Raw genomic sequence first — 25,128 nt, 5'->3', positions numbered from 1 at the left:
CACGGACGGCCGGACGGTACACATGGCTAACCTTCCTCACGCTAGGTGGGTGACGGCACGCTCACGTTGTGAAAGCAGAGAATCCACCCCACACGGCGACACACACCTTCCGCATGCGTTTCAGCTCCAGCCGACGGGGCGCGCGCGCCTGGCCCGTCGGCTGGCCGCCGAACGGCTGGACGCGTGGGGGCATCCGTACGACAGCCGCGTCACCCGTGACGCCGAACTGATCGTGGGGGAGCTCTGCGCCAACGCCGTGCGCCACGGGCACGTCGCCGGGCGCGACTTCGCCCTCGCCCTCGCCGTCACCGCCACGACCGTCCGCATCGAGGTGTCCGACGCGCGCGACGAGCGGTACCCGCCGCTCACCGCCCGAGCGCCGCTGAGGCCGGCCGAGTCGGGCTACGGCCTGCTTCTCGTCGCGGCTCTCGCCGACGACTGGGGCGCCGAGCCCCGCACGCCGGTCGGCAAGACCGTGTGGGCGGAGCTCGCCCGCTGAGCAGCCCGTCCACCGGGGTATCTCCCACCGCCGCCGGGCGGGCCTCCCGCAGAGGAGACCCGCCCGGCACGGCACGTCACCGTGCGTGTCGCCGTCGCCGCCGGACGGCGTTACGGCTGGAGCGTGATGGAGTTGATCGGCGTCAGGTCCTTGTCGATGTAGGTGTAGGCCTGCAGGTATCCCTGGCAGCCGGTGCCGTTGAATCCGGTGCAGGTACGGGCCGTCGCGCCGCCGGACTGGTTGTTGAAGAGGCGGTGCACGCCGTACTCGTCCGTGAGGTTGTGCGCGCCGTAGCTCCAGTAGACGTGCTCCGGGTTGCCGTTGTTCCAGGACGCGTTCGGGTAGATACACACCGCGCCGTACGGGCAGCCCTGGTAGGTGCTCCCGGTCGGCGCCGCTTGGGCGGCGGTCGCGCCGACCGTGGTCAGCGCGCCGAGCGTGAACGCCAGTGCTGCTGCGCGCTGCAGGATGCGTCGTCGCATGGTTCGTTTCCCCCCAGTAGGTGGTGGCAGCCCCCTCGTCGGGGCTGATGGAACGAGCTTCGCGGAGCGCCCCAACGGCGTCGAGGAATCCCGCCCGTCCCGGGACGGGAAGAGACGGGACGCCTCCGAACAGCGGGTTTCCCGCGCCGGGTGAGACCTGACGGGACGTGGGAAGCCGTGTCCCGGGATCGCGTCCGCTCAGGATCCGGTCTCGTGCGGCGACGCGGCGGGGGGCGGGGGACGCCCCGCCGCGAGGCGTGCACACCGTCCGCCCCTCCGCCAGGGTCACGCAGGCGCGCGCGGAGGCGGGGAAGGGTGCGTCGACCATCGGCGAGTAGACGTCGTGGCCGTAGGCGATCGTGCGACGGGCGCTGTGGTCCTCCGGTCCCTCGACCACGGCCGCGTCCCCGACGTCGGCGTAGCTGACGCGCGCCCAGGCGGCCTGGCACGCCGGGCTGTACCGCAGCTCGACGTACCGTGCGCCGACCTTCCGCACGGCGGCCGTCCAGACCTCCAGGTGGCAGCCGAAGCGTTCCGCGTCCCTGCCGTTGCACCCGAAGCCCACACATCCGGGTGCCTGGTTCGTCGGGTGCTCCGCCGCGAGGGAGGACGCCCCCGGCCCCGCCGCCGTGCGGCCGTCGCCCGGGAGCAGTGCGACGCCGATTCCCGTCGCCACGCCCATGAGCAGACCGAAGAGTATGCACAGGGCCGGCACGGCGAGCCTGCGGCGCGTCCGGCCGGTCGCGTCCTGCCGTGGTCCGGCGGGCACCGGTGGCCCGTCCGCCACCGGGGGGCCCTGACGCCTCCGGCTCGGGCTCCGCCGGGGCCCCGGTGCGTTCCTCGTTCGTCTCGGCCAGGCCGTGCAGCACCAGCAACCGCCCCGGAGGCACGCCCACCGCCGACGCGAACGCCCTGACCGCCGCCTCCGGTGGCACCGATTTGCCGTTGAGATACCGCTCCCACGACGACTTGCTGTAGCAGGTGCGCTCGGCGAGCGCGGCCAGCGTCAGCCCGCTCCGCCCCCGCAACGCTCGCAGCTCACGCGCCAGATCCTTGCAGCGCCCGTTTCCGGACAGCATCTTCCCCGTCGCCTGCATGGCGATTTCCCCCCGAATGCTGTGAACTTGGTCGAACGTCAGACTAGCGGGCGAGAGTGACATCGACGACGGTTCCGGGCTGCCATCATCCGGACAGGCATCGGCGAACCGTTTCGGCGGGACGCACGGGCGTGTGGCGGGCGGTGCACCGGAACGCGTCGCGCACGTCCAGCCCGGCCTCCAGGCGCCCACGAAACGGTCTCGCCGGCGAAAAGGCCGTACCCACGCGGTGGTTGATGTGCAAAAACGATCACGGGCGTCGGTCGTCGTCCTACGATGCAGGTGTCCGTCCACCGACCGATCCACGGGCGAGTCCCGCGCGGAGGCACCATGACAGTGAGCCGTTCCGACAACACCCCACCACGGGATCTGGGCCTCGACCGGCCTCACTCCGCCCGCATGTACGACTACTACCTCAACGGGAAGACCAACTACGAGGTCGACCGCATAGGTGCGGAGGAAGCCCTGCAGGCGTGGCCGGCCGCCCGCAGCGCCGCCCGCGCCAACCGGTCCTTCATGCACCGGGCCGTGCACGTGCTCACCGGCGCCGGGTTCACCCAGTTCCTCGACATCGGCACCGGTATTCCCACCAGTCCGAACCTCCACGAGGTCGCCCAGGGCGTGCACTCGGAGGCCCGCGTCGTCTACGCCGACAACGATCCCATCGTCCTCACCCACGCGCGTGCCCTGCTGGCGAGCTCCGCCGACGGGCGCACCGCCTACGTGGAGGGGGACATCACGCAGCCGGACGGCATCCTCGGAGCGCCCGAACTGGCCCGCACGCTCGACCTCACCCGGCCCGTGGCGCTGTCCATGAACGCGGTGCTCCACTTCGTCCCCGACGACCGCGATCCGTATGGGATCGTCGCGCGCCTGCTGGCCGCGCTGCCCTCGGGGTCGGCGCTGTTCCTGTCGCATGTGACGGCCGACATCGACCCGGGGGGAGTGGGGCGCCTGGTGGACGTCTACAACGCGAGGGGAGTGCCCACCCAGGCGCGCGGCCGTGAGGAGGTGGCCCGCTTCTTCGACGGACTGGACCTGCTGGAACCCGGGATCACCCTCGCGCACAAGTGGCGGCCCGACGTGTCCGTGCCCCTGCCCGCCCACGCCCTGCTCCCGAAACCCCGCAAGGCGCCGGGCGACGACGAGGTGAGCCTCTGGGCGGGGGTGGCACTCAAGCCCTGACCCCGGAGACCATCCGGGCGCCCGGGGCGTGTGCGGCGACGTCGGATAAGGTCGCCCCTGCTTGACGTCTTCTTTACTCGTCCCCGGGGGGCCCTGAGTGGTACTCGTCGCGGTCTTCGGTGCCGCTCTTCTGATCGCCGTGCTGCTTTCCGGGCTCGCCGCCCGGTCCGTGCTGTCGACCTCGCTGCTGTTCCTGGTTGGTGGCGCGCTGGTCAGCGACGGCTTCCTGGGACTCGTCCACATCTCGCCGGAGAGCGAGATCGTCGCCGTCACGGCCGACCTCGCCCTGTTCGCGGTGCTCTTCACCGACGGCATGCAGGTCCGGTTCTCCGAGCTGCGCGCCCGCTGGAAGAACCCCGCCCGCGCTCTCGGGCTGGGCATGCCGCTGTGTTTCCTCGGCATCTCGCTGCTCACCCACTACCTCGTCGGCCTGGACTGGACGACCTCGTTCCTGGTCGGTGCCGTGCTGTCGCCCACGGACCCGGTGTTCGCCAGCGCCATCGTGGGGCGCAAGGAGGTGCCGGGACGGCTGCGGCAGCTGCTGAACGTCGAGAGTGGTGTCAACGACGGTCTCGCCCTGCCCTTCGTGCTCATCTTCATCGCCGCCGCCGGGCCGACGATGGACGCCGCCGACGCATCGTTCGGCACCATCTCCCTGGAACTCGCCCTCGGTCTGCTCTTCGGCGTCGCCGCACCGCTGCTCGTCGCCGGCCTGATCCGGCTGCCCGTGCTCGGCGCCGAACCCAAGCTGCAGCCGCTGCTGCCCCTGGCCATCGGCACCGGCCTCTACGCCCTGTGCCACCTCACCCACGCCAACCCCTACCTCGCCGCGTTCAGCGCGGGCGCCGTCCTCGCCGCCGTCTCCCCGGAGGCCAAGCACGCCTTCGAGCCGCTGGGCGAAGCCCTCGCCGAACTGGCGAAGTTCGCCGCCCTCCTGGTCTTCGGCGCACTCCTCACCCCGCAGCTCTTCGCCGACCTCTCCTTCGGCGGCTACGTGGTGGCCGTGCTGGCCATCGTGCTGGTACGCCCGGCGACGCTGCTGCTCTCGCTGGCCGGCACGGAGTTCGACCGCCGGGAGCGCCTGACCGCGGCCTGGTTCGGACCGAAGGGCTTCGCGTCCGTCGTCTACGGGCTGCTGGTGCTCCAGGCGGGCATCCCGCGGGGCGAGGAGGCGTTCACGCTCATCGCCGTCACCATCGCCTTCTCGATCATCGCCCACAGCAGCTCCGACGTCCCGATCGCCCGCGTCTTCGACGTCGAGGAGCTCGTCGGCATCCCGGACGACGACCGCGGCCCGCGCTGGCCGGTCGGCAAGGGCCGGCGCAAGCGCCGGGAGACCGCGGACGCGGCCTCCGGCTCTTCCGAGAGATCTCCCGAGGACTGACACTGGCCCGCCACAACCCGGCAACGGGAGCGCGCTCCCGTTGCCGGGAATGCGTACTGTCCACGCTTGCGAAAACGTTCACACTTCACTGGGTCCGCCGCCGTGGCCCAGTGCGTCACCACTGCGAACCGGGCTGCCGCGCGTTCCCTCTCCCACCCGCGAGTACGACGATGCCCAAGAACGGAAAAGCCGCCCCGCCGACGGACACCGCGCTGGCCGAACTGGTCGACGCCTGGAACCGCCTCCGCCCCGCCGACGAACTGGAACGGCGCGTCGCCGAGGACGCTGATCACGGCCCGGAGAACCTCATCCGCCTCGTCCGCGCCCTCGACCAGTCGGCCCGCCGGACCGGCGGCACCCTGGCCCACGCCACCGACCAGCTGCCGAGCGCCGAGACCGGCGCCGGAGCCCTCCACCACCTGCTGGAACTCCTGCACCACGGCGGAGCGTCCGCCGCCGTGTCCGCCGCCCGCACCCTCGACACCCCGACCCGGGGGCGCATCCTCGCCGTGCTCCGTGCGTTCTGGCAGACGCCGATGAAGAGCCTCGGCCGCCCCCTGAACGACGCCTCGTCCGCCTTCCGCCGCGCACCCTGGCGTTCCTGACCGGCCCCCGCCCCGCTCCGCCGCGCCTCCCGCGTCACCGCTCGCGCTGCGCGGCGACCAGCGTGTCCCCGGCAGGCATACGGAAAGAGCCCCGCCCCGGTGCGCCACGCGACCCAGCCGTGATGGCCGTCACGGTGGCCCCCACCCCGGGGCTCCGCGCACGGTCCACGCCGCCCGCGGTCGGCGCGGTGGCCCGGCGTCCGTCCCCCGCCGGCTCGTGCGGCGACTAGCAGAAGGAAGGGCGGGCGAAAAGAGTTCGGTGCATCTCCGTTTGGCATCGGCGCAGCCGGACAGAAGAGATCCCAGTGCTTCGGAACAGCAGGCACATCACGCGGGAGTCCTCCCAATCCTCTTGGGCCCCGAGGTGTTGTGCAGGCCTCCCGCGACCGTCAGAGCACACGGACCGGGAGGAGCAGGAGCGCTCATGAGCGCCGTACGGGACACCACGAAGCACGTTCGCAGGCACGACGACACTCCCGACACCGACGCCGACTTCCGTCGGCTGGCCGGTCTGCCCGAAGGGCCGGAGCGGGAACTGCTGATCGAGGGCCTGGTGGAAGCCTGGCTGCCGATGGCCCACCGGCTGGCCCGCCGGTTCCGCGCCCGCGGAGAGCAGCTGGAGGACCTCGAACAGGTCGCCGCACTCGGCCTGGTGAAGGCCGTCGACCGCTACGACCCCTCGCAGGGGCCGTTCCAGTCATACGCGGTGCCCTCCATCGTCGGCGAGGTCAAGCGGCACTTCCGCGACCACAGCTGGCACGTGCACGTGCCGCGACGCGTGCAGGAACTGCGCAACAAGGTGCGGGTCGCGGTCCGTGAACTGACCGTGACCGCCGACGACCGGTCGCCGACCATCGCCCGGATCGCCGCACACGCAGGGCTCACCGAGGAGGAGGTGCTGACCGGCATGGAGGCCATCGAGAGCTTCCGTGCCCTGTCCCTGGACGCCCAGCTCCAGGCCGGCCAGGACGACTTCTCGCTGGCGGACACTCTCGGGCAGACGGAGGGCAGCTACGACACCGTCCTCGACCGCGAGACCGTCAAGCCGCATCTCGCGGACCTGCCCGAACGGGAACGCCGCATCCTGCACCTCCGCTTCTTCCACGACATGACGCAGGCACGGATCGGCGAGGAACTCGGCATCTCCCAGATGCACGTGTCCCGGCTGATCAAGCACGCCTGCACGCAGGTGCGCGAACAGGTCCACGACGACGCGGCCCGACGGCCGCTCGGTGTCGCCGCCTGAGGCCCACGCCGCCGATCCGCCCGACGCACGCCCCCGTCGGTGCAAGCCCGACCCCGCCCCGTACACGCCCGCACACCGGAGGAATCCGTCATGCTCATGGCCCACCCCGCCGTCCTGATCGACCTCGTCGCCCAGTACGAGACGCTGCGGGCCCTGCACGCCGAGGACGGCAGCGCCGAAGCCCGTCAGCGGCTGGACGACATCGCGTACACCCTGTGCGTGGCCACCGGCACCCGCGACGTCGACGCGGCACTGATAGCCGCCCGCCATCAGCTGCCCGGCGCGCGTACCCGGGACGACTCCGCCCTCCCGGCCTGACCGCCGGTCACCGCTCCTGGGCCCCGGCTCCCCGTTCCCCCCTGGCGCGCCGGGGTCCAGGTCTCCGTCACGAGCACGAGAAAGAGCGAACGCCCACCATGTCACCGCCGCACCACAGAACCCGTGACAAGGCCCCCGGCACGGCCGAGCACGCCACCCCCGCCGAGCACACCACCGCGTCCGGGCAGGAGTGCGCCTCCCGCGAGGCGCACCTCGCCGTCGACCGGGACGTGACCGGCGACGTGCTCACGATCCGCGTCGGGGGCGCCATAGACGCCGACACCAGCCCCGACCTGGAGGCGGCGCTCACCTCGGCCGCCGATCCGGTGGTGCGCCGCACCGTGCTGGACCTCTCGCGCGTCGACTTCGCGGACTCGTCGGCCCTGCACACCCTGCTCACCGCACAGCGCGAACACCGCGCGGCGGGGCGGCAGATGGTGCTGGCCGGCCCGTTCAGCGCGTCCCTGCACCGGCTGTTCACCATCACCGGCACCGACGCCTTCTTCACCCTCATGGATGCTCCGTCCTTCCCCCGCTCCGACACCCCCGACGGCTCCGGCCGCCACGGGGGCGAGTGGTCGGACGGCGCGCACACGGCACGTGAGGAGGAGGCACGGACATGGAAGACCTGAGAAGCGACGACCCGGTCCGGCAGACACCCGGGCGCCCGGCGGCCCCGCTGCCCGCCAGCGCGGCGCATGCTCGTGAACGCGTCCTGGAGGTGCTCAAGGACTACTTCGGCCCCCGGTACGCGGAGGCGCTGTGCGACGACGTCGTGATCGCCGACGCGCTGCTGGTCACCTCCGAACTGGCCAGCAACGCCATCCGGCACGGCGGGGGGATCACCGGCTTCGACGCCCGGTGCGTCGACGACCGGCTCACCCTCACCGTCAGCGACCCCAGCGACCGGATGCCCCCGGAGACGGGCGACCTGTCCGTCGGCCCCACGGGAACGGGCGGCTACGGCTGGGCCCTCGCCTGCGGCCTGGCCCGGGACGTCACGATCACCCCGCGCGCCACCGGCGGCAAGACCGTCACCGCGCGCCTCCGCCTCCGCTGAGCACCGGCCGGGACGAGGCATCCTCGGGCGCGCCGTGCGGGTTATGGTGCTGCTAGCATAACCATATGGCGATGAAGAGGACGACCGTGATGGTCGACGAGGAAGACCTGCGCCTGGTGAAACTGGCCGCGGAACGGGAGGGCCGGCCGGAGGCGGAACTGATCCGGCGCGCCTTCCATCTGGTGGCCATGTCGACACGCACCTGGGACGAGCCCTTCTTCGAGGAGACGCTGGACCTCGGTGGTCCGGTGCGCGAGAACGAGATCCGGCAGGGTGTCGACGACGCGGTGAACCGCCGGCGCGGGAGCGGCGAGGACGCTGCGTGATCGCGGTGGGGGACACGTCGGGGCTGATCGCGGCGTTCAACCGCAGCGACCCCGAGCACGACGCATGCCGCGCGGTCCTCGGTTCGGTCGGCCTCCTGGTGGTCTCGCCGCTCACCGTCACGGAGATCCACCAGGTCACCGGCAGCCGGGCCGGTCGCTCGGCCGCCGACACGGCGGTACGGATGCTCGTGCAACGGTTCCGGCAGACCCGTGCCGTGCTCGCCGAGGTCGGTCCGGACATGCTCGCCGACGCGCTGAGCCTGCGCGCCCGGTACGCCGACCTCGACCTGGACCTGGTGGACGCCGCGAACGCGGTGGTCGCCGCCGCCTACGAGACGGACTGCGTGCTCACGCTCGACCGGCGCGACTTCCGGGTGATCCGGCCGCTGACGCGGCACCGTGCGTTCCGCCTGCTGCCGGACGAGGCCTGAACGCGACGCGCACCGGCCCCGGGCCCCGGAGGCGGGGCAAAGGGGGCAACCGGGAAAGCAGCTGACCGCGGGTGGGGGGACACGTAGGGTCGGGCGGGTGAATGTCATATCGCTGGGGTTCCGCACGGACCTGATGATGCTGGAGATGAGCGGGTCCGTCGTCGTGGACCGGTCCACGCACCAGGTGGTGCGCACCCCGACGAACCCCGGGTTCTGGTGGGGCAACTACGTGCTGGTCGCCTCCCCGCTCCGCGACGGCGACGCGGACCACTGGACGCACGAGTTCGGCGAGTACTTCCCGGAGGCCACCCACTTCTCGCTGGGCGTCGACGGAGTCGACGGCGAGGCCGGCGACGCGGCGGAACTGGCCCGGCTCGGCGTGACCGTCGAGGTCAACGCGGTGCTCACCGCCGAGGAGATGCCCGCGCCGGACCGCACCCCGCCCGGCGTCGACATCCGCCCGCTGCACGGGGACGACGACTGGGCGCAGGCCGCCCGCGTCCACGCGGCGTGCGACGACGGCGACCTGTCCGACCCGGCCCACCGCGCGTTCACCGAGAACCGGCAGGCGGACCTCCGCCGCCTCTGCGAGGGCGGGTACGGCGCCTGGTTCGGCGCCTTCGTCGACGGCCGGATGGCCGCCGGCGCCGGCATCTTCACCGACGGCTCCGGACTCGCCCGCTACCAGAACGTCGAAACGCACCCGGACCACCGCCGAGGCGGCCTCGCCACCGCGGTCGTTCAGCACGCCGGCCACTGGGCGCTCGCCGAACTCCGCGCCAACACCCTCGTCATCGTCGCCGACCCCGACTACCACGCCGTCGACCTCTACCGGCGGCTCGGCTTCACCGAGACCGAACGCCAGGTCCAGCTCCAGCGCGGCACCTGACCGATGCCGCCCCCACCACCCACCGCGCACGACCTGCGCGTCCTCACCGGCCCCCGGCGAGCCGCCGCGCTGGAGACGCTGCTCTCCGACCTGCGCTCGCCGGACCCCGTCGTACGCGACGAACGCGCCTACCGGCGGGCGAAGGAGTGGGTGCCCCATCTGGACGCGGGGGAGCTGCGGATGCTGGGCGACCGGACGGCGGAGCACCTCGCGCACCCGGAGGTGCAGGCCCGCACGTTCGCGCCGCTCGTCCTCGCCCGGATCGCCGAGGCGGGCGACTGGCGTCCCGAGTGGTGGGACGCGTTCGCCCGCTGGTACCCGGCGGAGCAGGACCTGCGGGGCCACGACGCCGCGCTCGGCTGGCTGCACGCCGCCGCCCACGGCGCCGACCTCCTCGCCGCGCTCGCCCGCGGGCGCCGCGAGCCGCCCGGCACGCTCGCCCCGACGGCCGTCGCCCGGCTGCTCGCCCCCACCACACACCTCTTCGACGCGCAGGAGGACGACCGCATTGCCCACGCCCTGGCGCAGATCCTCGCGGGGCCCGACATCACCGCGGCCGACTCCGAGCGGTGGGCGGAACCGGTCGTCGCGGCGTTCCGCACCGGGGAACCCGGCCCGGTGCCGGCCTGGGCGTCCAACACCATGCGCACCCTCCGCGCGCTGTACGTCCTCGCCGACCGTGGATTCCGCGACGACGAGGGGGTGGTGCGCACAGCCACGCACCGGCCGGCCGTGCTGCGTGCCGTGGCCGGGGCGCTGGGGATCGTGGCGCCCTACGCGGCGTGAGCGCACGAGGTGCCGAGGGGGCGGGGTGGTGGTTGGCTGGAGGGAACGGACGGCGTGAGGAGCGGTCATGAGTGCCGAGGACGAGCTGCGCGGCCGGGTGCGGCAGATGCAGGAGAAGGCGCAGCAGCTGAGCGAGGCGGCCGAACGCGCCGCCGACCCGCACGAACGCGAGCGGCTGCAGGACAAGGCACGCAGGCTGCGTGAGCAGAGCGAGCAGGACAGCGACCCGGGCGGCGGCGAGGTCTTCCCCAGCAACTGACGCGCCGGGCCAGCTATGCGGGGCGGGAGGAGACGGGTGTGGACGGACCGATTCTGGTGACCGGCGGAACCGGCCGGCTGGGCAGGCCCCTCGTGACGCGCCTGCTCGCCGACGAGGCACCCGTGCGGGTGATGAGCCGGCGGCCGCGTCCGGCCGGGGACGACCGGCCGTACGAGTGGGCGCAGGCCGACCTCGGAAGGGACGCGGGCGTCGATGCGGCGGTCCGGGGCGCCGGCACGATCGTGCACTGCGCGACCGGGGCGCGCGACGTCGAGCTGACCCGGCGGCTGATGCGGGCCGTGCGCGCCGCGGGGGCGGAGGGCGAGGCCCCGCACGTGGTGCTGATCTCCATCGTCGGCATCGACGACGTGCCGTTCCCCTACTACCGGTCGAAGCTCGCCTCGGAAGGACTCGTGGTGTCCTCCGGGCTGCCCTGGACCCTGCTGCGCGCCACGCAGTTCCACGACCTGATCGCCACGCTCGTGACGGCGCAGCGACGCCTCCCGGCGGTGCTGGCGCCGCGCGGGTTCCGCTTCCAGCCGGTCGCGGCGAGCGACGTCGCCGTGCGGCTGGCCGAGCTGGCACAGGCGAAGCCGGCGGGGCGGGTGCCGGACATGGGCGGACCGCAGGCGCGACCGCTGCGCGAGCTGGCCGAAACGGTGATGCTCGCCGGTGGCTGGGAGCGCCGCGTCGTCGAGCCCGCGCTACCGGGCCGCGCCGCACGGGCGGTGGCTGCAGGGGCGCTGCTCACCCCGGCGGACCGCGCGGTGGGCACGCTCACCTTCGAACAGCACCTGGGCGTCTAGCTTCCGCTACCGGCACCCCTGCGGGGCGCGCCGCGACGGACACCGCTCGGGCCCCGCCACCGCGTTATCGGCGCTGCGCGGGTGTGTCGGCGGGTTCCCGGATCGTGGCGAGCGCGGCGTCGAGGGCTTCGGCGGCGGGGGCGGGTGTGTCGGGAGTGACACCGGTGCCCTCCCAGTTGGTGCCGGTGACCGGGCTGACGGTGCGGGCCGTGGGGACGGTCACCGTGACGTGGGCGGTGAGGGCGTGCCAGGCCGTGGGGTGGGCGCCGCCCCGAGTCCGTTCGCCCACGATGACGGCGCGCTCGTGGGCCTGGAGCGTGTAGGCGATGTCCTCGCCGCCGGAGAACGTGTCGGCGCTGGTCAGCACGTACACGGGACGGTCGAGGTAGCGCGGCGCGGGCAGGTGCGCGCTCGTCCAGAACTGCCGGGTGGAGTCGGTGCCGCGGTCGTAGATGTCGTTGAGGTGCGTCGCGTCGTCGGGGAAGAAGTGGCTGCACCACAGGGCCGCGCCGCTGGGAGCCCCGCCGCTGCACGCGCGCAGGTCCAGGACCAGCGCGTCGGTCCCGGCGACGAGCTGCATTGCGGCACCGATGGCGAACCCGCCCGCATCCGCCTCGGTGACCCGGCGCAGGTCGATGTACCCGGTGTTCCCGTCGAGCCGCTCCACCCGGCGCACCCCGTGGTTCTCGCGGCGCAGCGTCTCCAGCATGGCGGCCCGGTCCTCGTCGGCGTCCGCCGGCTCCGTGGAATGAGGCTCGTCGGACCACAGCAGGCGGAGGTGCCGGTCCGGGCAGACCTCCTGGAGGTCGGCCGTGACCTTCTCGCACAGTTCCCGGCCGGACAGCCCGTCGTACGCGCCGTCGGTGACGCGTGACCGCAGCGCGGAGGCGATCTCCGTCGCGCGCTCGGGGAAGACGTATCCCGTCTCGATGCGGTCGGCGGCCCGGGCGAGCAGGTGCGCGTGCGAGGTCGGCATGAGCGGTGAGCCTAGCCCGGTTGTCAGTGGCGTGCTGTCCAATGGGAGAGGACGTGATGTGACGTGGACGACTGCTGAGGAGAGATGCTGCGGGATGGCGCTGATTCGTGAGGAGCGGGAGCGGTTCCTGGCGGAGCCGCACATCGGGGCGCTTGCCGTGGAGTCGGGCGAAGCCGGCCGCGCGCCGCTGACGTTGCCCATCTGGTATCACTACGAGCCGGGCGGCGAGCTGTGGGTGCTGACCGGGCGGGATTCGCGCAAGCACGTGGCGATCGCGAAGGCCGGACGGTTCTCGCTGATGGCCGAGCGCGTGGACCCGACGGTGCGGTACGTGTCGGTCGAGGGCCCGGTGACGGCGACGGAGCCGGGGACGGTCGCCCACCTGCGGGAGATGTCGGCGCGGTACCTGCCCGCCGAGGTCCTGGAGCCGTACGTGGAGATGGCCTCCCGGGAGCACGGCGAGCAGGTGGTGATCCGGATGCGGCCGGAGCGGTGGCTGTCCGCCGACATGGGCGCGGTGTAGGGGCCCGGGCGGGGCAGAGGGCCCGGGCCCGCCCGTCCCGGCGGGCGCGCGCCCGCCGGGAGGCGTTGATGCCCGTCAGACGCGGGTGACCGGTTCCTGGAGCTCCGTCACCCAGTCGGCCCGGTCGGCCGGGCACTCCAGATAGAGCTCGCGGTTGTAGCCGCCGGACGTGTAGCCGTTGTCGTCGATCCAGTGCGCCAGCGTCTGGAGGGTGCCGAGCACGCCGTCCATGGGACCGCGATGCACGATGGTGGCGGCGGACTCGACGGCCGGCAGGACGACGAGGTCGACGCCGTGGCCGACCGCCGCATCGGAGGCGACCGGCATCGCGGCGTGGACGACGATCGAGCCGTCCGCGCCCTCGGGGGCGTCCTCGTAGTAGGCGAGGCCGGGGCCGGTGGGGCGTACACCCGCCTCGTCGAGCCTGCAGCACAGGTTCTCGAAGAGCGGGCCGACGACAGGCCCGATGTGCTCCGGCTCGAAGCCGCCCGCGACGGCTGACAGTTCGGCGACGCGGACGGCGGGTACGGATTTCACGACGACGTCGTGGGTGGACATGGTGCCCTCGCTCTCGATGGTCCGGAGCCTCGCCTCGACCTGCGCGAGCTGCGCGTCCGCCGTCCGCCGCGCCGCAGCCAGCTCCGCCCGGCGCAGCCGCAGCATGCCGCGCAGTTCCTCGGTGGTCACCTTCTCGTCCAGGATCTTCTGGACCTGGTCGAGGGTGAAGCCGAGTTCCTTGAGCGCGATGACGCGGTTGAGGCGGGCGAGCTGCACCGCCTCGTAGGAGCGGTAGCCGCTGGACGGGTCGACGTGGGCGGGCCGCAGGAGTCCGACGGCGTCGTAGTGACGCAACATGCGGACGGACACGCGGCCGTGCCGGGCGAAGTCTCCGATGCTGAACATGGCACCTCCTACGGCACAGCCTCACACGGTGTGAGGGTCAAGTGCCCGCCGTTCGCGGGGCACCCCGACGCCCTGACGGCGCGTATGTGACATGTACGCGACCGCCATTCGGTGGGGTGGAAAGTGTGGACGGCGGCCGTGGCCGGCCGGCCACGGCCGCCGTACGGTCCAACGCAACAGTGAGACCCGCATCACATCCGCACACCCACACGTCCGCACGCCCCCACCGCTGGAGCCGCGATGCGTCCCGACCACCCCACACCTCCGCCTCCCACCCACCGCCGCCGCGCCGGCCGCGACCGCCCGCACCGCTTGTGGGCGGCGGCCCTGGTCGCCGCCCTGGCCGCGGTCGCCACCGTCGCCGTCTCCCTCGCCGCACCCGCACCCGCCCGCGCCGCCGGGCTGGAGGAGGTCACCGGCTTCGGTTCCAACCCCGGCAACCTCCGCATGTTCCGCTACGTCCCCGACGGACTTCCGCAGGACCGCCCGCTGGTCGTGGCCCTGCACGGCTGCACCCAGAGCGCCGCCGAGTACGACGACGAGACCGGCTGGACCGAACTCGCCGACCGCCACGGCTTCGCCGTGCTGCTCCCGGAACAGCGCAGCCTCAACAACGGCAACATGTGCTTCAACTGGTTCCAGAACACCGACACCTCGCGCGGGAGCGGCGAGGCGCTGTCCGTGGTGCAGATGATGGACCGCATGCGCGCGGACACGGGCGTCGACCCCGGCCGTTCGTACGTCACCGGCCTGTCCGCCGGGGGCGCGATGACCGCCGTCATGATGGCCGCCTACCCCGACCGGTTCGACGGAGGCGCGGTCGTCGCAGGCATCCCCTACCGCTGCGCGAGCAGCGTGGTGGACGCGTTCGGCTGCATGAACCCCGGCTCCGACCGCAGCGCCGCCCAGTGGGGCGACGCGGTGCGCGGCGCCTCCTCGCACACCGGCCCGTGGCCCACGCTGTCCGTCTGGCACGGCACCTCCGACACCACCGTCGCCCCCGTCAACCAGCGGGAACTCGTGGAGCAGTGGACGCACGTGCACGGCACCGACGCCACCGCCGACGCCTCCGACACCGTCGCCGGCTACCCGCACCGCGTCTACCAGGACGCCGGCGGCGAACCCGTCGTCGAGGAGTACGAGATCACCGGCATGGGGCACGGGCAGCCCGTCGACCCGGGCAGCGGCGCCGGGCAGTGCGGCCGCGCCGCGCCGTACGTGCTGGACGTCGGCATCTGCGCCGCGCACCACATCGCGCAGTTCTGGGGCCTCGGCGGGGGTGACCCGGGCCCCGACCCCGACCCGGAACCCGGCGACGGCACGGCGGTGCTCGGCAGCGACGACGCGCGCGACGGCTACGTCAAGGCCGCCGCGGACGGCTCCTCCGCCGCCGTCGGCACCCTGGAGGGCAGCCTCGGGCTGGCCGTCGGCCGCGGCGTGGACGGGCGCCACAGCCGGACCGTGCTGTCCTTCGACACCTCCGCCCTGCCCGACGGCGCGACCGTCACCGGGGCGCACCTGACCGTCGCCCGCACCTCCGGCAGCGGCGACCCGTGGGCCGACCCGGCGGGGAACACGCTGGTGGCGGACGTGCACGGCGGATGCCTGGGTGGCGGCTGCACGGTGGCGGCCGACGACTGGTCGGCGCCCGCCGACGCGCCCGCCGCCGCACAGCTACCGCGCCCCGCCTCCGGAACGGCGGAATCCGGCATGTTCGACGCCGCGGGGCTCGCCGCGATCGACCCGGCCGGGACGACGCAGGTGCGGCTGCGGTTCGCCCAGGCCCCGGCCGGTACGGCGTACGTCTTCCTGGGCGCGGCCGACAGGGCGACCCTGACCGTGACCTACCAGACCTGACCCGCGGGCATGCCGTGTGCGGGCTGCCACCGGCCGGTCGGTAGCCCGCACCGCCCGCCGTCTTGTGCGAGACGGCCCGCCGGACGCTCGTGCGCACTACTCCGCGTCGTGCACGAGCAGCACGATCTGCACCCGGTTGTCCAGCGCCAGCTTGGTGAGGATGCGCGAGACGTGCGTCTTCACCGTCGGCACGCTCATGTACAGCCGCGCCGCGATCTCCGCGTTGGACCGGCCCTCGCCCACCGCCCGGGCGACCTCGCGCTCCCGGTCGCCCAGCGAGGCGAGCCCCATCAGCCCGTTGCCGCCGCCCGGGATCGCCGCCTCCCCGGCACCCGGCACGCGGTTGCGCACCCCCACCGCCAGGCCGTCGCCCGGCCCGCCCGTCACCCGCACCGTGACGCGCCGGCCGGCGGCGCACTTCCGGGCGTTGGTCAGGCACTCCTGCACCACCCGGTAGGCCGGCTGCGGCCGCAGCGCCCCGCCCGGCTCCCGCAGCACGCCGACGACCTCGGGCAGATCCTCCAGGGCCTGGTGCGCGCTGTCCCGCACGACGCCCGCCGCGCGCCGGATCTCCTCCCGCGGCGCATCCGGATGGAACTCCAGCGCGCCCGCGCGCCCGCGCGCCCGCGTGCACGCTCAGCAGCGACAGCCGGTGGGCGAGGACGTCGTACATCTCGCGGGCGATGTCCACCCGGGCCTCCCGCCGTGCCTCCTCGGCAGCCCGTTCCGCGGTCGATACCGCCCGCCCGCGCCGCCCGGCAGCATCGACGGCATGAAGGGCTTCCTCGGATTCGTGTGCTTCGTTCTCCTCAGCCAGGGCGTCGGCGGCCTCCTGCACACTTGGACGGACGGCTGGTTCACCCTGTGGGCGCTGACCCACCGCATCGGCTCCCTGGACGGCTACCACGTGTACGTCGACATGCTGCTGATCGTTCTCGGCCTCGCCGTCGGCACGGCGAGCGGGAAGGTCAAGTCCCCGGCCTGATGCGTCACTTCAGGGCGAGGCCCTTCGCGTCCCGACGCGGCTGCCGGGTGTCCGGGAGCCGCAGCACGCACAGCAGGCTGGCCGCGCACACCACGGCCAGGTAACCGCCCACCGCCCACTCCGCCGTCCCGGCCCCCGCCGAGGCGGCGATCCGCGTGGCGGCCAGCGGGGCGACCGCCCCGCCGAGGACGGCGCCCAGGTTGTACGACACGGCCGTGCCCGTGCAGCGCACCCGGGCGGCGAACAGCTCGGGCAGATACGCGCCCTGCACGCCCAGCATCACCACCAGCGCCAGCAGCGTCACCGCCGCGCCCGCCGCGATCCACACCGGCTCACCGGTGCGGAGCAGCAGCAGGTACGGCACGATGCACACCACCATCGCCGCGTACCCGGCCAGGCTCATCCGGCGGCGGCCGAAGCGGTCGCCCAGCGCGGCCGCCACCGGCGTCGCGAGGCCCATCACCGCGACCGCGGCCATGAGACAGGCGAGCATCGTCGACGGGTCCATCCCCAGCGGGCCGGTGGCGTGCGCCAGCGACCACGCGACAACGCCGTAGTACAGGGCGTACGCCCCGGCCGTCGCACCCGCAACCAGCAGCACCCGGCGGCCGTGCCCGCGCACCACCTCGGCGAACGGCGCCGCCGCCCGCCCCTCGGCCGCCACCCGCCGGAACTCCGGCGTCTCGCCCAGCCCGTGGCGCAGCGCGTACCCGGCGACCATCAGCACGCCCGCCGCCCAGAACGGCACCCGCCAGCCCCAGGCGAGGAACGCCTCCTCGCTCAGCCCCGCGGACATCGCCAGCATCAGCCCGTTCGCCAGCAGGTAGCCGACCGCCGGGCCGACCTGCGGGAAACCCGCCCACAGCCCGCGCCGGTGCGGCGGGGCGTGCTCCGACGCGAGCAGGACGGCGCCGGTCCACTCGCCGCCGACGCCCAGACCCTGAACGAAGCGCAGCAGCACCAGCAGGGCGGGCGCGGCGACGCCGAGGGTGTCGTAGCCGGGCAGCAGCCCCACACCGACCGTCGCCAGGCCGGTCGTCAGCAGCGAACCGAGCAGCACCGTGCGACGCCCGAACCGGTCGCCGACGTGACCGAACACCACCGAACCCAGCGGGCGGGCGAGAAACCCGGCGGCGAACGCGCCGAAGGCGGCCAGCAGCCCGGCCGTGGGAGAGAAGGTCGGGAAGAACAGCGGACCGAACACGAGCGCGGCGGCGACGCCGTAGACGCTGAAGTCGTAGTACTCGATGGCGGTTCCGGCGAAGCACGCGGCGGCGATCCGCCCCATCCGCGGGCGCCTCGCCGTCGGGCCGGCCGGCACGCCGAGGCGCGACCCCGCGGTGCCCGGTGCCTGGTTCGCACCTTCCCCGTCCGGGCCGTGGGACTGCGCCGCCCGCACCGGCGCGGCGGAAGATACCGACGCCCCCGTCGGGCGACACCGCTCGGCCGCGCCCTCCCGCCGCTCGGGCCCGCCTCCCGCTCCGGTGGTTCCGCCCCGGAGCAGCGCTGCGGGCGACGCGCCGGAGCCCGTGCCGGCGGCTCCCGCCGGAGTCGGGTCGTCTCCCGGGGGGCGTGCGGGCGGCACCGCCGGACCTACGGCCGCGGGGGGCCGCGGCGGCTCCGCCGCCTCCGGGCGGTGGTCCGTCATCCCGGGGCGCTCCTTCCGTCGGTGGTGACGTCGGCGAGCCAGTCGCGTGCGCGGGCGTCGAAGTCGAGGGCGGCGCGCGCGCCCCGCAGCCGCAGCGGGGCGAGGTCGGTCCGCATCCGCGCCACCGCGCCGACGAGCCGCGCCGACCGCACGCCCTCCGTCAGATCCAGGGCATGCCCCCACGTGGTGCAGGCGCGCTCGAGCTTGCCCTGACGGCACTGCATGGCACCGGTGTGCGCGAGGCTGAGCGCGGCGATGCGGCGCTGCGCCCCGCCGCCGCTGGGGCTCCACTCCGCGCGCGCGAAGTGAGCCTCTGCGAGGGCGGGTTCGCCCAGCGCGGCGGCCGCCTTCCCCAGGTGGTTGCGCACGCAGGCCGCCGACGATCCCCAGAGCGCGGCCCAGTAGGGCAGGGTGCGTTCGTCGGCGCCCTCTCCGAGCCGCAGGGCGCGGGAGGACTCCGCGATCGCCTCCCGGCGCCGCCCCTGCACGGCGAACGCCCGCGCCCGGGTGGCGGCGTAGAGCGACGCCGACGCCGGGTCGGCCCGTGTGCCCAGGCGTTCCAGCGCCGCGTCCATCAGCTGCACCGTGTGCTCGGGACGACCGCACTCCATCCCGTGGTGCGCCATGACGCGCAGCACGAAAGCCTCGTGCGCCGGTTCGCCCGCCGCACGGGCGAACGCCAGGGCACGCAGGTAGTAGCGCTGTGCCAGCCCGGGGCGGTTCCCGTCGTACGCCTTCCAGCCCGCCAGGTACGCCAGGCACCCGGCGGTGGTGAGCATCTGCCGCCGCTGCGTCTCGGAGCGGAACCGTGCGCGGCAGAACGCGGCCACGTCAGAGTGCAGGTACTGCACGACCGCGGACGCGCCGTGCCGGCCCCCGTGGCGTTCGTCGGCCAGCGTGAACAGCTCCAGCATGGCGCGTGCCGCGGTGACGTCTCCCGCCCCGGCGCGGGCGCCGCCGGCAGCGGTACCCACGACTCCGGCGCGGGCCGCGACCTCCTCCACCCGGTGCGGCGGCACCGCCGCCAGGGCGACCGCGTAGGGGGCCCGCACCGTCTCCGTACGGCCCGCCAGGTCGTCGCGGGTGAGCCGCGTCAGCGCGGCCACCGGGTCCTCACCGAGTCCTGCGCCGCCCGTGGCGAAGGACCCGTCGCCGGGGGATCCCGGCCCCGCTGCCGTCCCGGCGCCGCCCGCTTCCGCGCCACCGTCCGACGTCTCGTACCCCGGTGTGTGCAAGCCGAGTTGCTCCGGCACCAGGGCCCGGCCCAGACGCCGGGCGAGCGCCTCCGTCAGCGCGCGGGCGGTCGCCGCGGAAGGCCGGGTGCCGGCCACCCAGTGCGCGACCGCGGAGGAGTTGGTGCGCGGCCGGCCGCCGCTCTCGGCAGCCACCGACCTGACGTCCCTGGCGATCTCGGCGTAGGTGCAGCCCGCCTCGTGAATCGCCCGCCGGAGGCGGTCGTTCGGCGTCCTGGTGCCCAAGTTTCGCTCCGTTCGGTGCGGTTAAGCGGATTAAGCGAGTGGGCGGGGAGCAGAGCCTACACACACTCAGCACGGGCTCGTTGACTTTCTGTAAGGAAGAGCCCGCGCGGGGGTGATCCGCCCCATGGTGGACGGACGTAAGGACGTCGGGACGACGAGAAGGGGCTCGGCCACGCATGCGGTGGTACGGGAGAGACGGCGGTTTCCCGTGGTGCCGGTTTACGCGCTCCCGGCGAGGGACACTCCGCGAGCCGAGGAGAACGGCTCCGGGGGCGGCGCGGAGCCGGAAGGCGACCCGGCCGCGAGAGCGGGATCGGGGTGCGGCGGGCCGCCGCACCGACGGGGAAGGCGGGAAGAACATGTATGTCGCGGTCGAACGCGAGTTGGAGTTCTGGCTGGCGATGTCGCCCAAGCGCGGCATCTCGGTGCCGGCGCGGCTGAGTTACCGGGAGGACGATCCGCTCGCAGTGCACTTCACCTTCCACGTCGGCACCGAGGCGCCGGTCGAGTGGAGTTTCGCGCGCGACCTGCTGGCCGAGGGGCTGCGCAGACCCTGCGGGCGCGGAGACGTCCGACTGTGGCCGACGACCGTCGCCGGCCGCGCCGTGCTGTACGTGGCGCTCGCCTCGCTCGACGGCGACGCGCTGCTGACCGTGCCCGCCGAGGAGGTGCGCTCCTGGCTGCACCTCACCCACCGGCTGGTCGCCCCCGGCACCGAGTCCATCGCCCAGGCGCTGGACGCGGAACTGGACGCCGTACTGGCCGCCGCGCCGACGAGCGAGGCGCCGACCGACGACCTGTAGCCCGAGGCGGACGGGCGGGCCTGCGGGAGCCCGGGCCGGACGGGCACGAGCGGCCCGCGCACGGAGCGTGAACCTGCCCGGGGGTCCACTCGGCCCAGGGCGAACGCGCGCCCTGTGGACGGCTCCCTCGCACTGCGGCAGCCTGGGATCATGACGGTGGGCTTCAGCGGCGATGTCGCCGAGTACTACGCGAAGTACCGGCGCGGCTACCCGGAGCAGGCGCTGGACGCCCTCCAGGAGACGTTCGCGCTGACCCGCGACGACCTCGTGCTCGACCTCGGGTGCGGCACCGGACAACTCGCGGTGCCCCTCGCCGCTCGCGTCCGCGCCGTCCTGGGCCTCGACCCCGAGCCCGACATGCTGCGCCTCGCGCGCGCCACGGCTGCCGAGCAGGACGTGCACAACGTCTCCTGGCTACTCGGCGCCGACACCGACGTCCCGGCGCTGGGTACGGCCCTCGGCCCTCGCGTCCTGGGGGCGGCCGTCATCGGCCAGGCCGTGCACTGGATGCGCCACGAGGAGCTGTTCCGCGCCCTCTCTCCGCTGATCCGCCCCGGTGGAGGCGTCGCGGTGCTGGCCAACGGCACCCCGTTGTGGCTCCAGGACACCGACTGGTCGAGATCCCTCCGCGACTGCCTGGAGGCGTACTTCCGCCAGCCGCTGCGCGCCACCTGCGGCACCGGAGACCAGGACCGTCTGGACTACGCCCGGGGACTGCGCGACGCCGGATTCACCGGCGTGCGGGAGCTGGCCGTGGAGTACGAGGACCGGCTCGGCGTGGAGCAGCTCGTCGGCACCGTCTTCTCGGCCATCCCCGCGGAGGACCTGCCCGCGCCGCCCGACCGCCCGGCACTCGCCGCGCGCATCCGCGCCGCGCTGCCGGACGTGCACCATGTCACCGAGACGGTACGGGTGTCTCTGGTGCTCGGTCGGGCGCCCCACCCCGTGTCGCCCGACAACGCCGCGGGCGCGCCGCCCGGAGAACGTCCCGCACGAACCTTTCCGGCCGCTCAGGCGTAGAAGGCCCGCTCCAGGCGGCGGCGCAGTTCCGTACGCAGACTGCCCGGCGGAGCCGGAGCCGCCGCCACGAGCGAGGCGGCGATGTCGCGCAGCCGGGTGTTGGTGTGCTGTGAGTGCCGCCGCAGGATGGCCAGCGCCGCCTCGGCGTCCACGCCGTACACGCCCATCACGATGCCCCGCGCCAGGTCGATGTCCTCCTGGCTGTCGCGGGCCGCGGCGATCGCCTCGTCCGCGATCTCGCGGACCTGGCGGTTGACGGCATCGGTGACGTCGACGAAGAAACCGCGCAGGCCGATCAGGCGACCGTCGGCGTCCGACTGGCCGTCGCCGACGACGACCACCCGGCGCACCCGGCCGTCGGCGGCGACGATCCGGTGGTAGCAGCTGTACGGTTCGCCGTCCGCGAGGCACCCCTCCAGCAGCGCGCGGGCGTGCTCGCGGTCGTCCGGGTGCTGGTGCTCCCGCAGCAGCTTGGTGGTCGGGGTCACCTGACCGGGGGTGAGGCCGTGCAGCGTGAAGACCTCGTCCGACCACCACCACGAGTCGGCGACGACGTCGTAGCGGTAGACCCCCGTCAGTTCGCCCGTCGGCTCACCCGTCGGCTCTGTGACCTCGGCGACCTCGGCATCCTCGGCCATCGGACCTCCCGCACCCACCCCGGCCTTCCACGGACCCCCGTCATGCTGCCCAAGGTACCTCGCGCGAACCAAGCGCACAGGCTCGGGTCCGTGCCCGGAACAAGCGAATCGAGGCCCGCTGCGGGAATACGAGGCCGACGGACGGTTACACGACAGGGAGCCCGTTCGGTCAGAAAGCGGCCCTGCGGGACAGCGTGGGTCGGTGTCGTCCGCGGCGGCACCCCCACGCGACCCTGAAGGGGGCCGGCCGGGCGTGGGGCGACGGTGCCCCCGGCCCGACGCCCAGCGCACCCGTTTCGCCGCCGGGCGACCGGCCACCCGTACGCGCGTGACCGCCTCCTCCGCTCCCGGCACCGTCGCCCACGGCTCCGCCGCGGGCCGCTGGGTGCTGGCCGCCACCGTGCTGGGCTCGGCGATGGGCTTCCTCGACGCGACGGTCGTCAACGTCGCGCTCCCCTCGATCGGGAACGACCTCGACGCCGACGTGTCCGAACTCCAGTGGGTGCTGGACGGCTACCTGCTCACCCTCGCCGCACTGATCCTGCTCGGCGGCTCGCTCGCCGACCGCTACGGCCGCCGCCGCGTCTTCTCCGCGGGCGTGGTCTGCTTCACGCTGCCCTCGGTGCTGTGCGCCCTCGCCCCCGACCCGCTGACGCTGATCATCGCCCGTGCGCTCCAGGGCGTGGGCGCGGCGCTGCTGACGCCCGGCAGCCTGGCCATCATCCAGGCCGCCTACCGGCCGGAGGACCGGTCCCGCGCCATCGGGGCCTGGTCGGCGCTCTCCGGCGTCGCCTCCGCACTCGGACCCCTCGTCGGCGGCTACCTGATCGAAGCGCTGTCCTGGCGCTGGATCTTCCTGATCAACGTGCCCATCGGCCTCCTCGTGCTGGCCGCCGCCGCACGGCACGTGCCGGAGAGCCGCGACCCCACCGTCACCGGCCGCCTGGACCTGCGCGGCGGGCTGCTGGCCACGCTCGCCCTGGGCTGCCTCACCTACGCCCTGATCGAGGGTCCGCGCGGCCACCTCTCCGCCTGGGTGATCGGCGCGGCCCTCCTCGTCGGCCTCGTCGCCTCGGCTGCCTTCGTCGTCACCGAACGGCGCGCACCGGCGCCGATGCTGCCCTTCGCGGTCTTCTCCTCGCGGCAGTTCCTCGCCGCCAACGCGGTCACCGTCGTCGTGTACGCGGCACTCGGCGGCGTCTTCTTCCTGCTCGTGGTCTTCCTGCAGACCTCGCTCGGCTACTCGCCGCTCGAAGCGGGGATCGCCTCGCTGCCGGTGACCCTGCTGATGCTGTTGCTCTCCTCCCGCGCCGGAGGGCTGGCGCAGCGCATCGGCCCGCGCCTGCCGCTCACCGTCGGGCCGCTGCTGCTGGCCTGCGGCATGCTGCTGATGCTGCGCATCGAGGCGGGCAGCGGCTACGCGACCGCCGTGCTCCCGGCCGTCGTCGTCTTCGGCCTGGGCCTGTCCGTCACCGTCGCCCCGGTCACCGCCACCGTGCTCGCCGCCGCCCCCGCGGAACACTCCGGAGTGGCCTCCGGCATCAACAACGCCGTCTCCCGCGTCGCCCAGCTCGCCGCTGTCGCCGCGCTCCCGCCCCTCGCCGGGATCGCGGGCCGCGACTTCACCGACCCCGGCGCCCTGACCGACGGCTTCCACACGGCCATGCTGATCACCGCGGCTCTCGCCGCTGCCGGTGGCCTTCTCGCCCTGTTCACCATCCGCGGCGACGTCCTCGCGGAGCCCGCTGCGCCCCCGGAGTCCCCGGGACCCGTGCCCCGGGGCACACCCCCGGCGGGCGAGTCGGAACGGGAGCAGGAGGCCGCGCCGCGCACCGCGAGGCGTGCGGCGGCCGAACCCTGCCCGTACGAGTGCCCGATGGCCGGCGCGCCGCTCCGCCCGCCCCCGCCCGCTGAGCGCTGAGCGCGTCCCGCCCGGGGCGGTCCGGGCCGCCCTGGGCGGGACCGCACCGGTGCCGGGAGGTTCCCGCCGGAGGCTCGGGTGACGAATGCGACCGGGCGTTCCCGCGAAGCGCCCCGGTCGGCGAGACTGCTGGCAACAGACCGTCACCACCGAGGAGCAGCCCGATGACCGACGATCCGTCCCCCGCCTTCGACGCCTCCGTGCCGCACTCCGCGCGCATCTGGAACTACCTCCTGGGGGGCAAGGACAACTACCCCGTCGACCGGGCGGCCGGGGACAAGATCTGCGAACTCTTTCCCGGCATGGTCGACGTGACCCGGCACTCGCGGGCGTTCATCGGACGCACCGTCCGCCACCTGGCGGGGGAGGAGGGCATACGGCAGTTCCTGGACATCGGCACCGGTCTCCCCACGGTCGACAACACCCACGAGATCGCCCAGCGGGTGGCTCCCGAGTCGCGCATCGTCTACGTCGACAACGACCCTCTCGTCCTGGTGCACGCCGAAGCCCTGCTGACCAGCCGCCCGGAGGGCGTGACGGCGTACATCGAGGCCGACGCGCGCGACCCGGAGAGCATCCTCGAACAGGCCGCGAAGACCCTCGACTTCTCGCGGCCCGTCGGCCTGATGCTGATGGGCATCCTCGGCCTGGTACCGGACTACGACCAGGCCCGGTCGGTCGTCTCCCGGCTGATGGAAGCCCTCCCGCCGGGCAGCTACCTCGGGCTGAACGACGGCACCAGCACCGACCCCGCGTACGTCGAAGCCATCCGCCGCCACAACGCGTCCAAGCCGGCCGCGCCGTACACGCCCCGCACCCCGGAGCAACTCGCCGGCTATTTCGAGGGGCTGGAGATGCTGGAGCCCGGCGTGGTGACCTGCTCGCGCTGGCGCCCGGAGGCCATGCCGTGGGGCGAACCGCCCGAGGTCGCCTGCTATGGGGGAGTCGGCCGCAAGAACGGCTGAACGTCCCACTCGCTCCCCGGACCCGGCGTGGAGGAGGG

Annotated in this window: 28 protein-coding genes and 2 pseudogenes; 21 read left to right on the top strand and 9 right to left on the bottom strand. The window is 73.9% G+C overall.

Annotated elements, in window-relative coordinates; genetic code table 11:
• Nucleotides 1-49: 49 nt before the first annotated feature.
• Nucleotides 50-499, top strand: a complete 450-nt coding sequence (locus E4198_RS06300) for an ATP-binding protein (protein WP_247597571.1) — start codon at nucleotides 50-52, stop codon at nucleotides 497-499.
• 110 nt (nucleotides 500-609) lie between these two features.
• On the opposite strand, the gene E4198_RS06295 is transcribed toward E4198_RS06300, so the two are convergent.
• Both E4198_RS06295 and E4198_RS06290 read right to left on the bottom strand, forming a co-directional pair.
• Nucleotides 610-981, bottom strand: a complete 372-nt coding sequence (locus E4198_RS06295; RefSeq protein ID WP_136182303.1) for a hypothetical protein — start codon at nucleotides 979-981, stop codon at nucleotides 610-612.
• Nucleotides 924-2,060: a helix-turn-helix transcriptional regulator gene (locus E4198_RS06290; protein WP_136185210.1), complete on the bottom strand. Its 1,137-nt coding sequence runs from the start codon at nucleotides 2,058-2,060 to the stop codon at nucleotides 924-926. The genes E4198_RS06295 and E4198_RS06290 overlap by 58 nt, the downstream gene beginning before the upstream one ends.
• 348 nt (nucleotides 2,061-2,408) lie before the next feature.
• Here E4198_RS06290 and E4198_RS06285 point away from each other — a divergent pair, with 348 nt between their 5' ends.
• From E4198_RS06285 to E4198_RS06225, 13 genes are all read left to right on the top strand, one after another.
• Entirely contained in the window at nucleotides 2,409-3,263 is an 855-nt protein-coding gene (locus E4198_RS06285; RefSeq protein WP_136182302.1) for an SAM-dependent methyltransferase, read from the top strand.
• Nucleotides 3,264-3,360: 97 nt separating this feature from the next.
• Entirely contained in the window at nucleotides 3,361-4,647 is a 1,287-nt protein-coding gene (locus E4198_RS06280) for a cation:proton antiporter (RefSeq protein WP_136182301.1), read from the top strand.
• Between the two features lie 170 nt (nucleotides 4,648-4,817).
• On the top strand, nucleotides 4,818-5,252 hold the full coding sequence (locus tag E4198_RS06275; RefSeq protein WP_136182300.1) for a hypothetical protein: 435 nt from the start codon (nucleotides 4,818-4,820) through the stop codon (nucleotides 5,250-5,252).
• Nucleotides 5,253-5,676: 424 nt separating this feature from the next.
• Nucleotides 5,677-6,498, top strand: coding sequence for a SigB/SigF/SigG family RNA polymerase sigma factor (locus E4198_RS06270; protein WP_136182299.1), 822 nt, complete (start codon nucleotides 5,677-5,679; stop codon nucleotides 6,496-6,498).
• A 90-nt stretch (nucleotides 6,499-6,588) separates the two neighbouring features.
• Entirely contained in the window at nucleotides 6,589-6,816 is a 228-nt protein-coding gene (locus tag E4198_RS06265) for a DUF5133 domain-containing protein (protein ID WP_136182298.1), read from the top strand.
• 98 nt (nucleotides 6,817-6,914) lie between these two features.
• Nucleotides 6,915-7,448, top strand: a complete 534-nt coding sequence (locus E4198_RS06260; RefSeq protein WP_136182297.1) for an STAS domain-containing protein — start codon at nucleotides 6,915-6,917, stop codon at nucleotides 7,446-7,448.
• Nucleotides 7,436-7,876, top strand: a complete 441-nt coding sequence (locus E4198_RS06255; protein WP_136182296.1) for an ATP-binding protein — start codon at nucleotides 7,436-7,438, stop codon at nucleotides 7,874-7,876. Before E4198_RS06260 ends, E4198_RS06255 begins: the two co-directional genes overlap by 13 nt.
• A gap of 65 nt (nucleotides 7,877-7,941) precedes the next feature.
• Nucleotides 7,942-8,202: a ribbon-helix-helix protein, CopG family gene (locus E4198_RS06250; protein ID WP_136182295.1), complete on the top strand. Its 261-nt coding sequence runs from the start codon at nucleotides 7,942-7,944 to the stop codon at nucleotides 8,200-8,202.
• Nucleotides 8,199-8,633, top strand: coding sequence for a PIN domain-containing protein (locus tag E4198_RS06245; protein WP_136182294.1), 435 nt, complete (start codon nucleotides 8,199-8,201; stop codon nucleotides 8,631-8,633). The genes E4198_RS06250 and E4198_RS06245 overlap by 4 nt, the downstream gene beginning before the upstream one ends.
• A gap of 97 nt (nucleotides 8,634-8,730) precedes the next feature.
• Nucleotides 8,731-9,522: a GNAT family N-acetyltransferase gene (locus E4198_RS06240; protein WP_136182293.1), complete on the top strand. Its 792-nt coding sequence runs from the start codon at nucleotides 8,731-8,733 to the stop codon at nucleotides 9,520-9,522.
• 3 nt (nucleotides 9,523-9,525) lie between these two features.
• Nucleotides 9,526-10,308, top strand: a complete 783-nt coding sequence (locus tag E4198_RS06235; protein WP_136182292.1) for a DUF2785 domain-containing protein — start codon at nucleotides 9,526-9,528, stop codon at nucleotides 10,306-10,308.
• A gap of 67 nt (nucleotides 10,309-10,375) precedes the next feature.
• The gene (locus E4198_RS06230) at nucleotides 10,376-10,567 is read left to right on the top strand and encodes a DUF6381 family protein (RefSeq protein ID WP_027765936.1); all 192 of its coding nucleotides are present in this window, start codon (nucleotides 10,376-10,378) and stop codon (nucleotides 10,565-10,567) included.
• 38 nt (nucleotides 10,568-10,605) lie between these two features.
• Entirely contained in the window at nucleotides 10,606-11,373 is a 768-nt protein-coding gene (locus E4198_RS06225) for an NAD(P)H-binding protein (RefSeq protein ID WP_136182291.1), read from the top strand.
• Between the two features lie 64 nt (nucleotides 11,374-11,437).
• Here E4198_RS06225 and E4198_RS06220 read toward each other — a convergent pair whose 3' ends face one another.
• On the bottom strand, nucleotides 11,438-12,349 hold the full coding sequence (locus E4198_RS06220; protein ID WP_136182290.1) for a S41 family peptidase: 912 nt from the start codon (nucleotides 12,347-12,349) through the stop codon (nucleotides 11,438-11,440).
• A gap of 94 nt (nucleotides 12,350-12,443) precedes the next feature.
• Here E4198_RS06220 and E4198_RS06215 point away from each other — a divergent pair, with 94 nt between their 5' ends.
• Nucleotides 12,444-12,872: a pyridoxamine 5'-phosphate oxidase family protein gene (locus tag E4198_RS06215; protein WP_136182289.1), complete on the top strand. Its 429-nt coding sequence runs from the start codon at nucleotides 12,444-12,446 to the stop codon at nucleotides 12,870-12,872.
• Between the two features lie 75 nt (nucleotides 12,873-12,947).
• On the opposite strand, the gene E4198_RS06210 is transcribed toward E4198_RS06215, so the two are convergent.
• Complete coding sequence (locus E4198_RS06210; protein WP_136182288.1) at nucleotides 12,948-13,775, bottom strand: MerR family transcriptional regulator; 828 nt, start codon at nucleotides 13,773-13,775, stop codon at nucleotides 12,948-12,950.
• Nucleotides 13,776-14,015: 240 nt separating this feature from the next.
• Here E4198_RS06210 and E4198_RS06205 point away from each other — a divergent pair, with 240 nt between their 5' ends.
• A complete protein-coding gene (locus E4198_RS06205; protein ID WP_136182287.1) occupies nucleotides 14,016-15,632 on the top strand; it encodes a PHB depolymerase family esterase in 1,617 nt (538 codons plus the stop codon).
• Nucleotides 15,633-15,728: 96 nt separating this feature from the next.
• On the opposite strand, the pseudogene E4198_RS06200 reads toward E4198_RS06205, so the two are convergent.
• Together E4198_RS06200 and E4198_RS25320 are read right to left on the bottom strand one after the other, a co-directional pair.
• Nucleotides 15,729-15,917 (bottom strand): annotated as a pseudogene (locus tag E4198_RS06200) (helix-turn-helix transcriptional regulator); the annotation flags it as partial.
• A pseudogene (locus tag E4198_RS25320) lies at nucleotides 15,915-16,350 on the bottom strand (histidine kinase); the annotation flags it as partial. The pseudogenes E4198_RS25320 and E4198_RS06200, both read right to left, overlap by 3 nt.
• A gap of 54 nt (nucleotides 16,351-16,404) precedes the next feature.
• Here E4198_RS25320 and E4198_RS06195 point away from each other — a divergent pair.
• The gene (locus E4198_RS06195; RefSeq protein WP_136182286.1) at nucleotides 16,405-16,617 is read left to right on the top strand and encodes a hypothetical protein; all 213 of its coding nucleotides are present in this window, start codon (nucleotides 16,405-16,407) and stop codon (nucleotides 16,615-16,617) included.
• A 4-nt stretch (nucleotides 16,618-16,621) separates the two neighbouring features.
• Here E4198_RS06195 and E4198_RS06190 read toward each other — a convergent pair whose 3' ends face one another.
• Complete coding sequence (locus tag E4198_RS06190; protein WP_136182285.1) at nucleotides 16,622-17,905, bottom strand: MFS transporter; 1,284 nt, start codon at nucleotides 17,903-17,905, stop codon at nucleotides 16,622-16,624.
• Between the two features lie 356 nt (nucleotides 17,906-18,261).
• Nucleotides 18,262-19,743, bottom strand: coding sequence for a hypothetical protein (locus E4198_RS06185; RefSeq protein WP_136182284.1), 1,482 nt, complete (start codon nucleotides 19,741-19,743; stop codon nucleotides 18,262-18,264).
• Nucleotides 19,744-20,102: 359 nt separating this feature from the next.
• On the opposite strand from E4198_RS06185, the gene E4198_RS06180 reads away from it, so the two are divergent.
• On the top strand, nucleotides 20,103-20,546 hold the full coding sequence (locus tag E4198_RS06180; protein ID WP_136182283.1) for an SsgA family sporulation/cell division regulator: 444 nt from the start codon (nucleotides 20,103-20,105) through the stop codon (nucleotides 20,544-20,546).
• Between the two features lie 150 nt (nucleotides 20,547-20,696).
• Nucleotides 20,697-21,566, top strand: a complete 870-nt coding sequence (locus tag E4198_RS06175) for a class I SAM-dependent methyltransferase (RefSeq protein ID WP_136182282.1) — start codon at nucleotides 20,697-20,699, stop codon at nucleotides 21,564-21,566.
• Here E4198_RS06175 and E4198_RS06170 read toward each other — a convergent pair.
• Nucleotides 21,557-22,204, bottom strand: coding sequence for a PAS and ANTAR domain-containing protein (locus E4198_RS06170; RefSeq protein ID WP_136182281.1), 648 nt, complete (start codon nucleotides 22,202-22,204; stop codon nucleotides 21,557-21,559). The two genes, E4198_RS06175 and E4198_RS06170, sit on opposite strands and share 10 nt — an antisense overlap.
• Nucleotides 22,205-22,532: 328 nt before the next feature.
• On the opposite strand from E4198_RS06170, the gene E4198_RS06165 reads away from it, so the two are divergent.
• The gene (locus E4198_RS06165) at nucleotides 22,533-24,125 is read left to right on the top strand and encodes a DHA2 family efflux MFS transporter permease subunit (RefSeq protein ID WP_247597570.1); all 1,593 of its coding nucleotides are present in this window, start codon (nucleotides 22,533-22,535) and stop codon (nucleotides 24,123-24,125) included.
• A gap of 164 nt (nucleotides 24,126-24,289) precedes the next feature.
• Nucleotides 24,290-25,090, top strand: a complete 801-nt coding sequence (locus tag E4198_RS06160; protein ID WP_136182280.1) for an SAM-dependent methyltransferase — start codon at nucleotides 24,290-24,292, stop codon at nucleotides 25,088-25,090.
• Nucleotides 25,091-25,128 lie beyond the last annotated feature (38 nt).

The sequence above is a fragment of the Streptomyces sp. RKND-216 genome (genome assembly GCF_004795255.1).
GTDB classification, from domain to species: Bacteria; Actinomycetota; Actinomycetes; order Streptomycetales; family Streptomycetaceae; genus Streptomyces; species Streptomyces hazeniae.
The sequence above is the reverse complement of the archived record's forward strand: the minus strand, read 5'-3'. Positions and strand labels throughout refer to the sequence as shown.

Bases quoted from the DNA above. Each gene is read 5' to 3' on its own strand.
- E4198_RS06215 (WP_136182289.1), top strand. From the start codon at position 12,444: ATGGCGCTGATTCGTGAGGAGCGGGAGCGGTTCCTGGCGGAGCCGCAC.
- E4198_RS06230 (WP_027765936.1), top strand. From the start codon at position 10,376: ATGAGTGCCGAGGACGAGCTGCGCGGCCGGGTGCGGCAGATGCAGGAG.
- E4198_RS06160 (WP_136182280.1), top strand. From the start codon at position 24,290: ATGACCGACGATCCGTCCCCCGCCTTCGACGCCTCCGTGCCGCACTCC.
- E4198_RS06190 (WP_136182285.1), bottom strand. From the start codon at position 17,905: ATGGGGCGGATCGCCGCCGCGTGCTTCGCCGGAACCGCCATCGAGTAC.
- E4198_RS06250 (WP_136182295.1), top strand. From the start codon at position 7,942: ATGGCGATGAAGAGGACGACCGTGATGGTCGACGAGGAAGACCTGCGC.
- E4198_RS06270 (WP_136182299.1), top strand. From the start codon at position 5,677: ATGAGCGCCGTACGGGACACCACGAAGCACGTTCGCAGGCACGACGAC.
- E4198_RS06205 (WP_136182287.1), top strand. From the start codon at position 14,016: ATGCGTCCCGACCACCCCACACCTCCGCCTCCCACCCACCGCCGCCGC.
- E4198_RS06170 (WP_136182281.1), bottom strand. From the start codon at position 22,204: ATGGCCGAGGATGCCGAGGTCGCCGAGGTCACAGAGCCGACGGGTGAG.
- E4198_RS06220 (WP_136182290.1), bottom strand. From the start codon at position 12,349: ATGCCGACCTCGCACGCGCACCTGCTCGCCCGGGCCGCCGACCGCATC.
- E4198_RS06180 (WP_136182283.1), top strand. From the start codon at position 20,103: ATGTATGTCGCGGTCGAACGCGAGTTGGAGTTCTGGCTGGCGATGTCG.
- E4198_RS06255 (WP_136182296.1), top strand. From the start codon at position 7,436: ATGGAAGACCTGAGAAGCGACGACCCGGTCCGGCAGACACCCGGGCGC.
- E4198_RS06295 (WP_136182303.1), bottom strand. From the start codon at position 981: ATGCGACGACGCATCCTGCAGCGCGCAGCAGCACTGGCGTTCACGCTC.
- E4198_RS06265 (WP_136182298.1), top strand. From the start codon at position 6,589: ATGCTCATGGCCCACCCCGCCGTCCTGATCGACCTCGTCGCCCAGTAC.
- E4198_RS06235 (WP_136182292.1), top strand. From the start codon at position 9,526: ATGCCGCCCCCACCACCCACCGCGCACGACCTGCGCGTCCTCACCGGC.
- E4198_RS06210 (WP_136182288.1), bottom strand. From the start codon at position 13,775: ATGTTCAGCATCGGAGACTTCGCCCGGCACGGCCGCGTGTCCGTCCGC.
- E4198_RS06260 (WP_136182297.1), top strand. From the start codon at position 6,915: ATGTCACCGCCGCACCACAGAACCCGTGACAAGGCCCCCGGCACGGCC.
- E4198_RS06275 (WP_136182300.1), top strand. From the start codon at position 4,818: ATGCCCAAGAACGGAAAAGCCGCCCCGCCGACGGACACCGCGCTGGCC.
- E4198_RS06175 (WP_136182282.1), top strand. From the start codon at position 20,697: ATGACGGTGGGCTTCAGCGGCGATGTCGCCGAGTACTACGCGAAGTAC.
- E4198_RS06290 (WP_136185210.1), bottom strand. From the start codon at position 2,060: ATGCTGTCCGGAAACGGGCGCTGCAAGGATCTGGCGCGTGAGCTGCGA.
- E4198_RS06195 (WP_136182286.1), top strand. From the start codon at position 16,405: ATGAAGGGCTTCCTCGGATTCGTGTGCTTCGTTCTCCTCAGCCAGGGC.
- E4198_RS06285 (WP_136182302.1), top strand. From the start codon at position 2,409: ATGACAGTGAGCCGTTCCGACAACACCCCACCACGGGATCTGGGCCTC.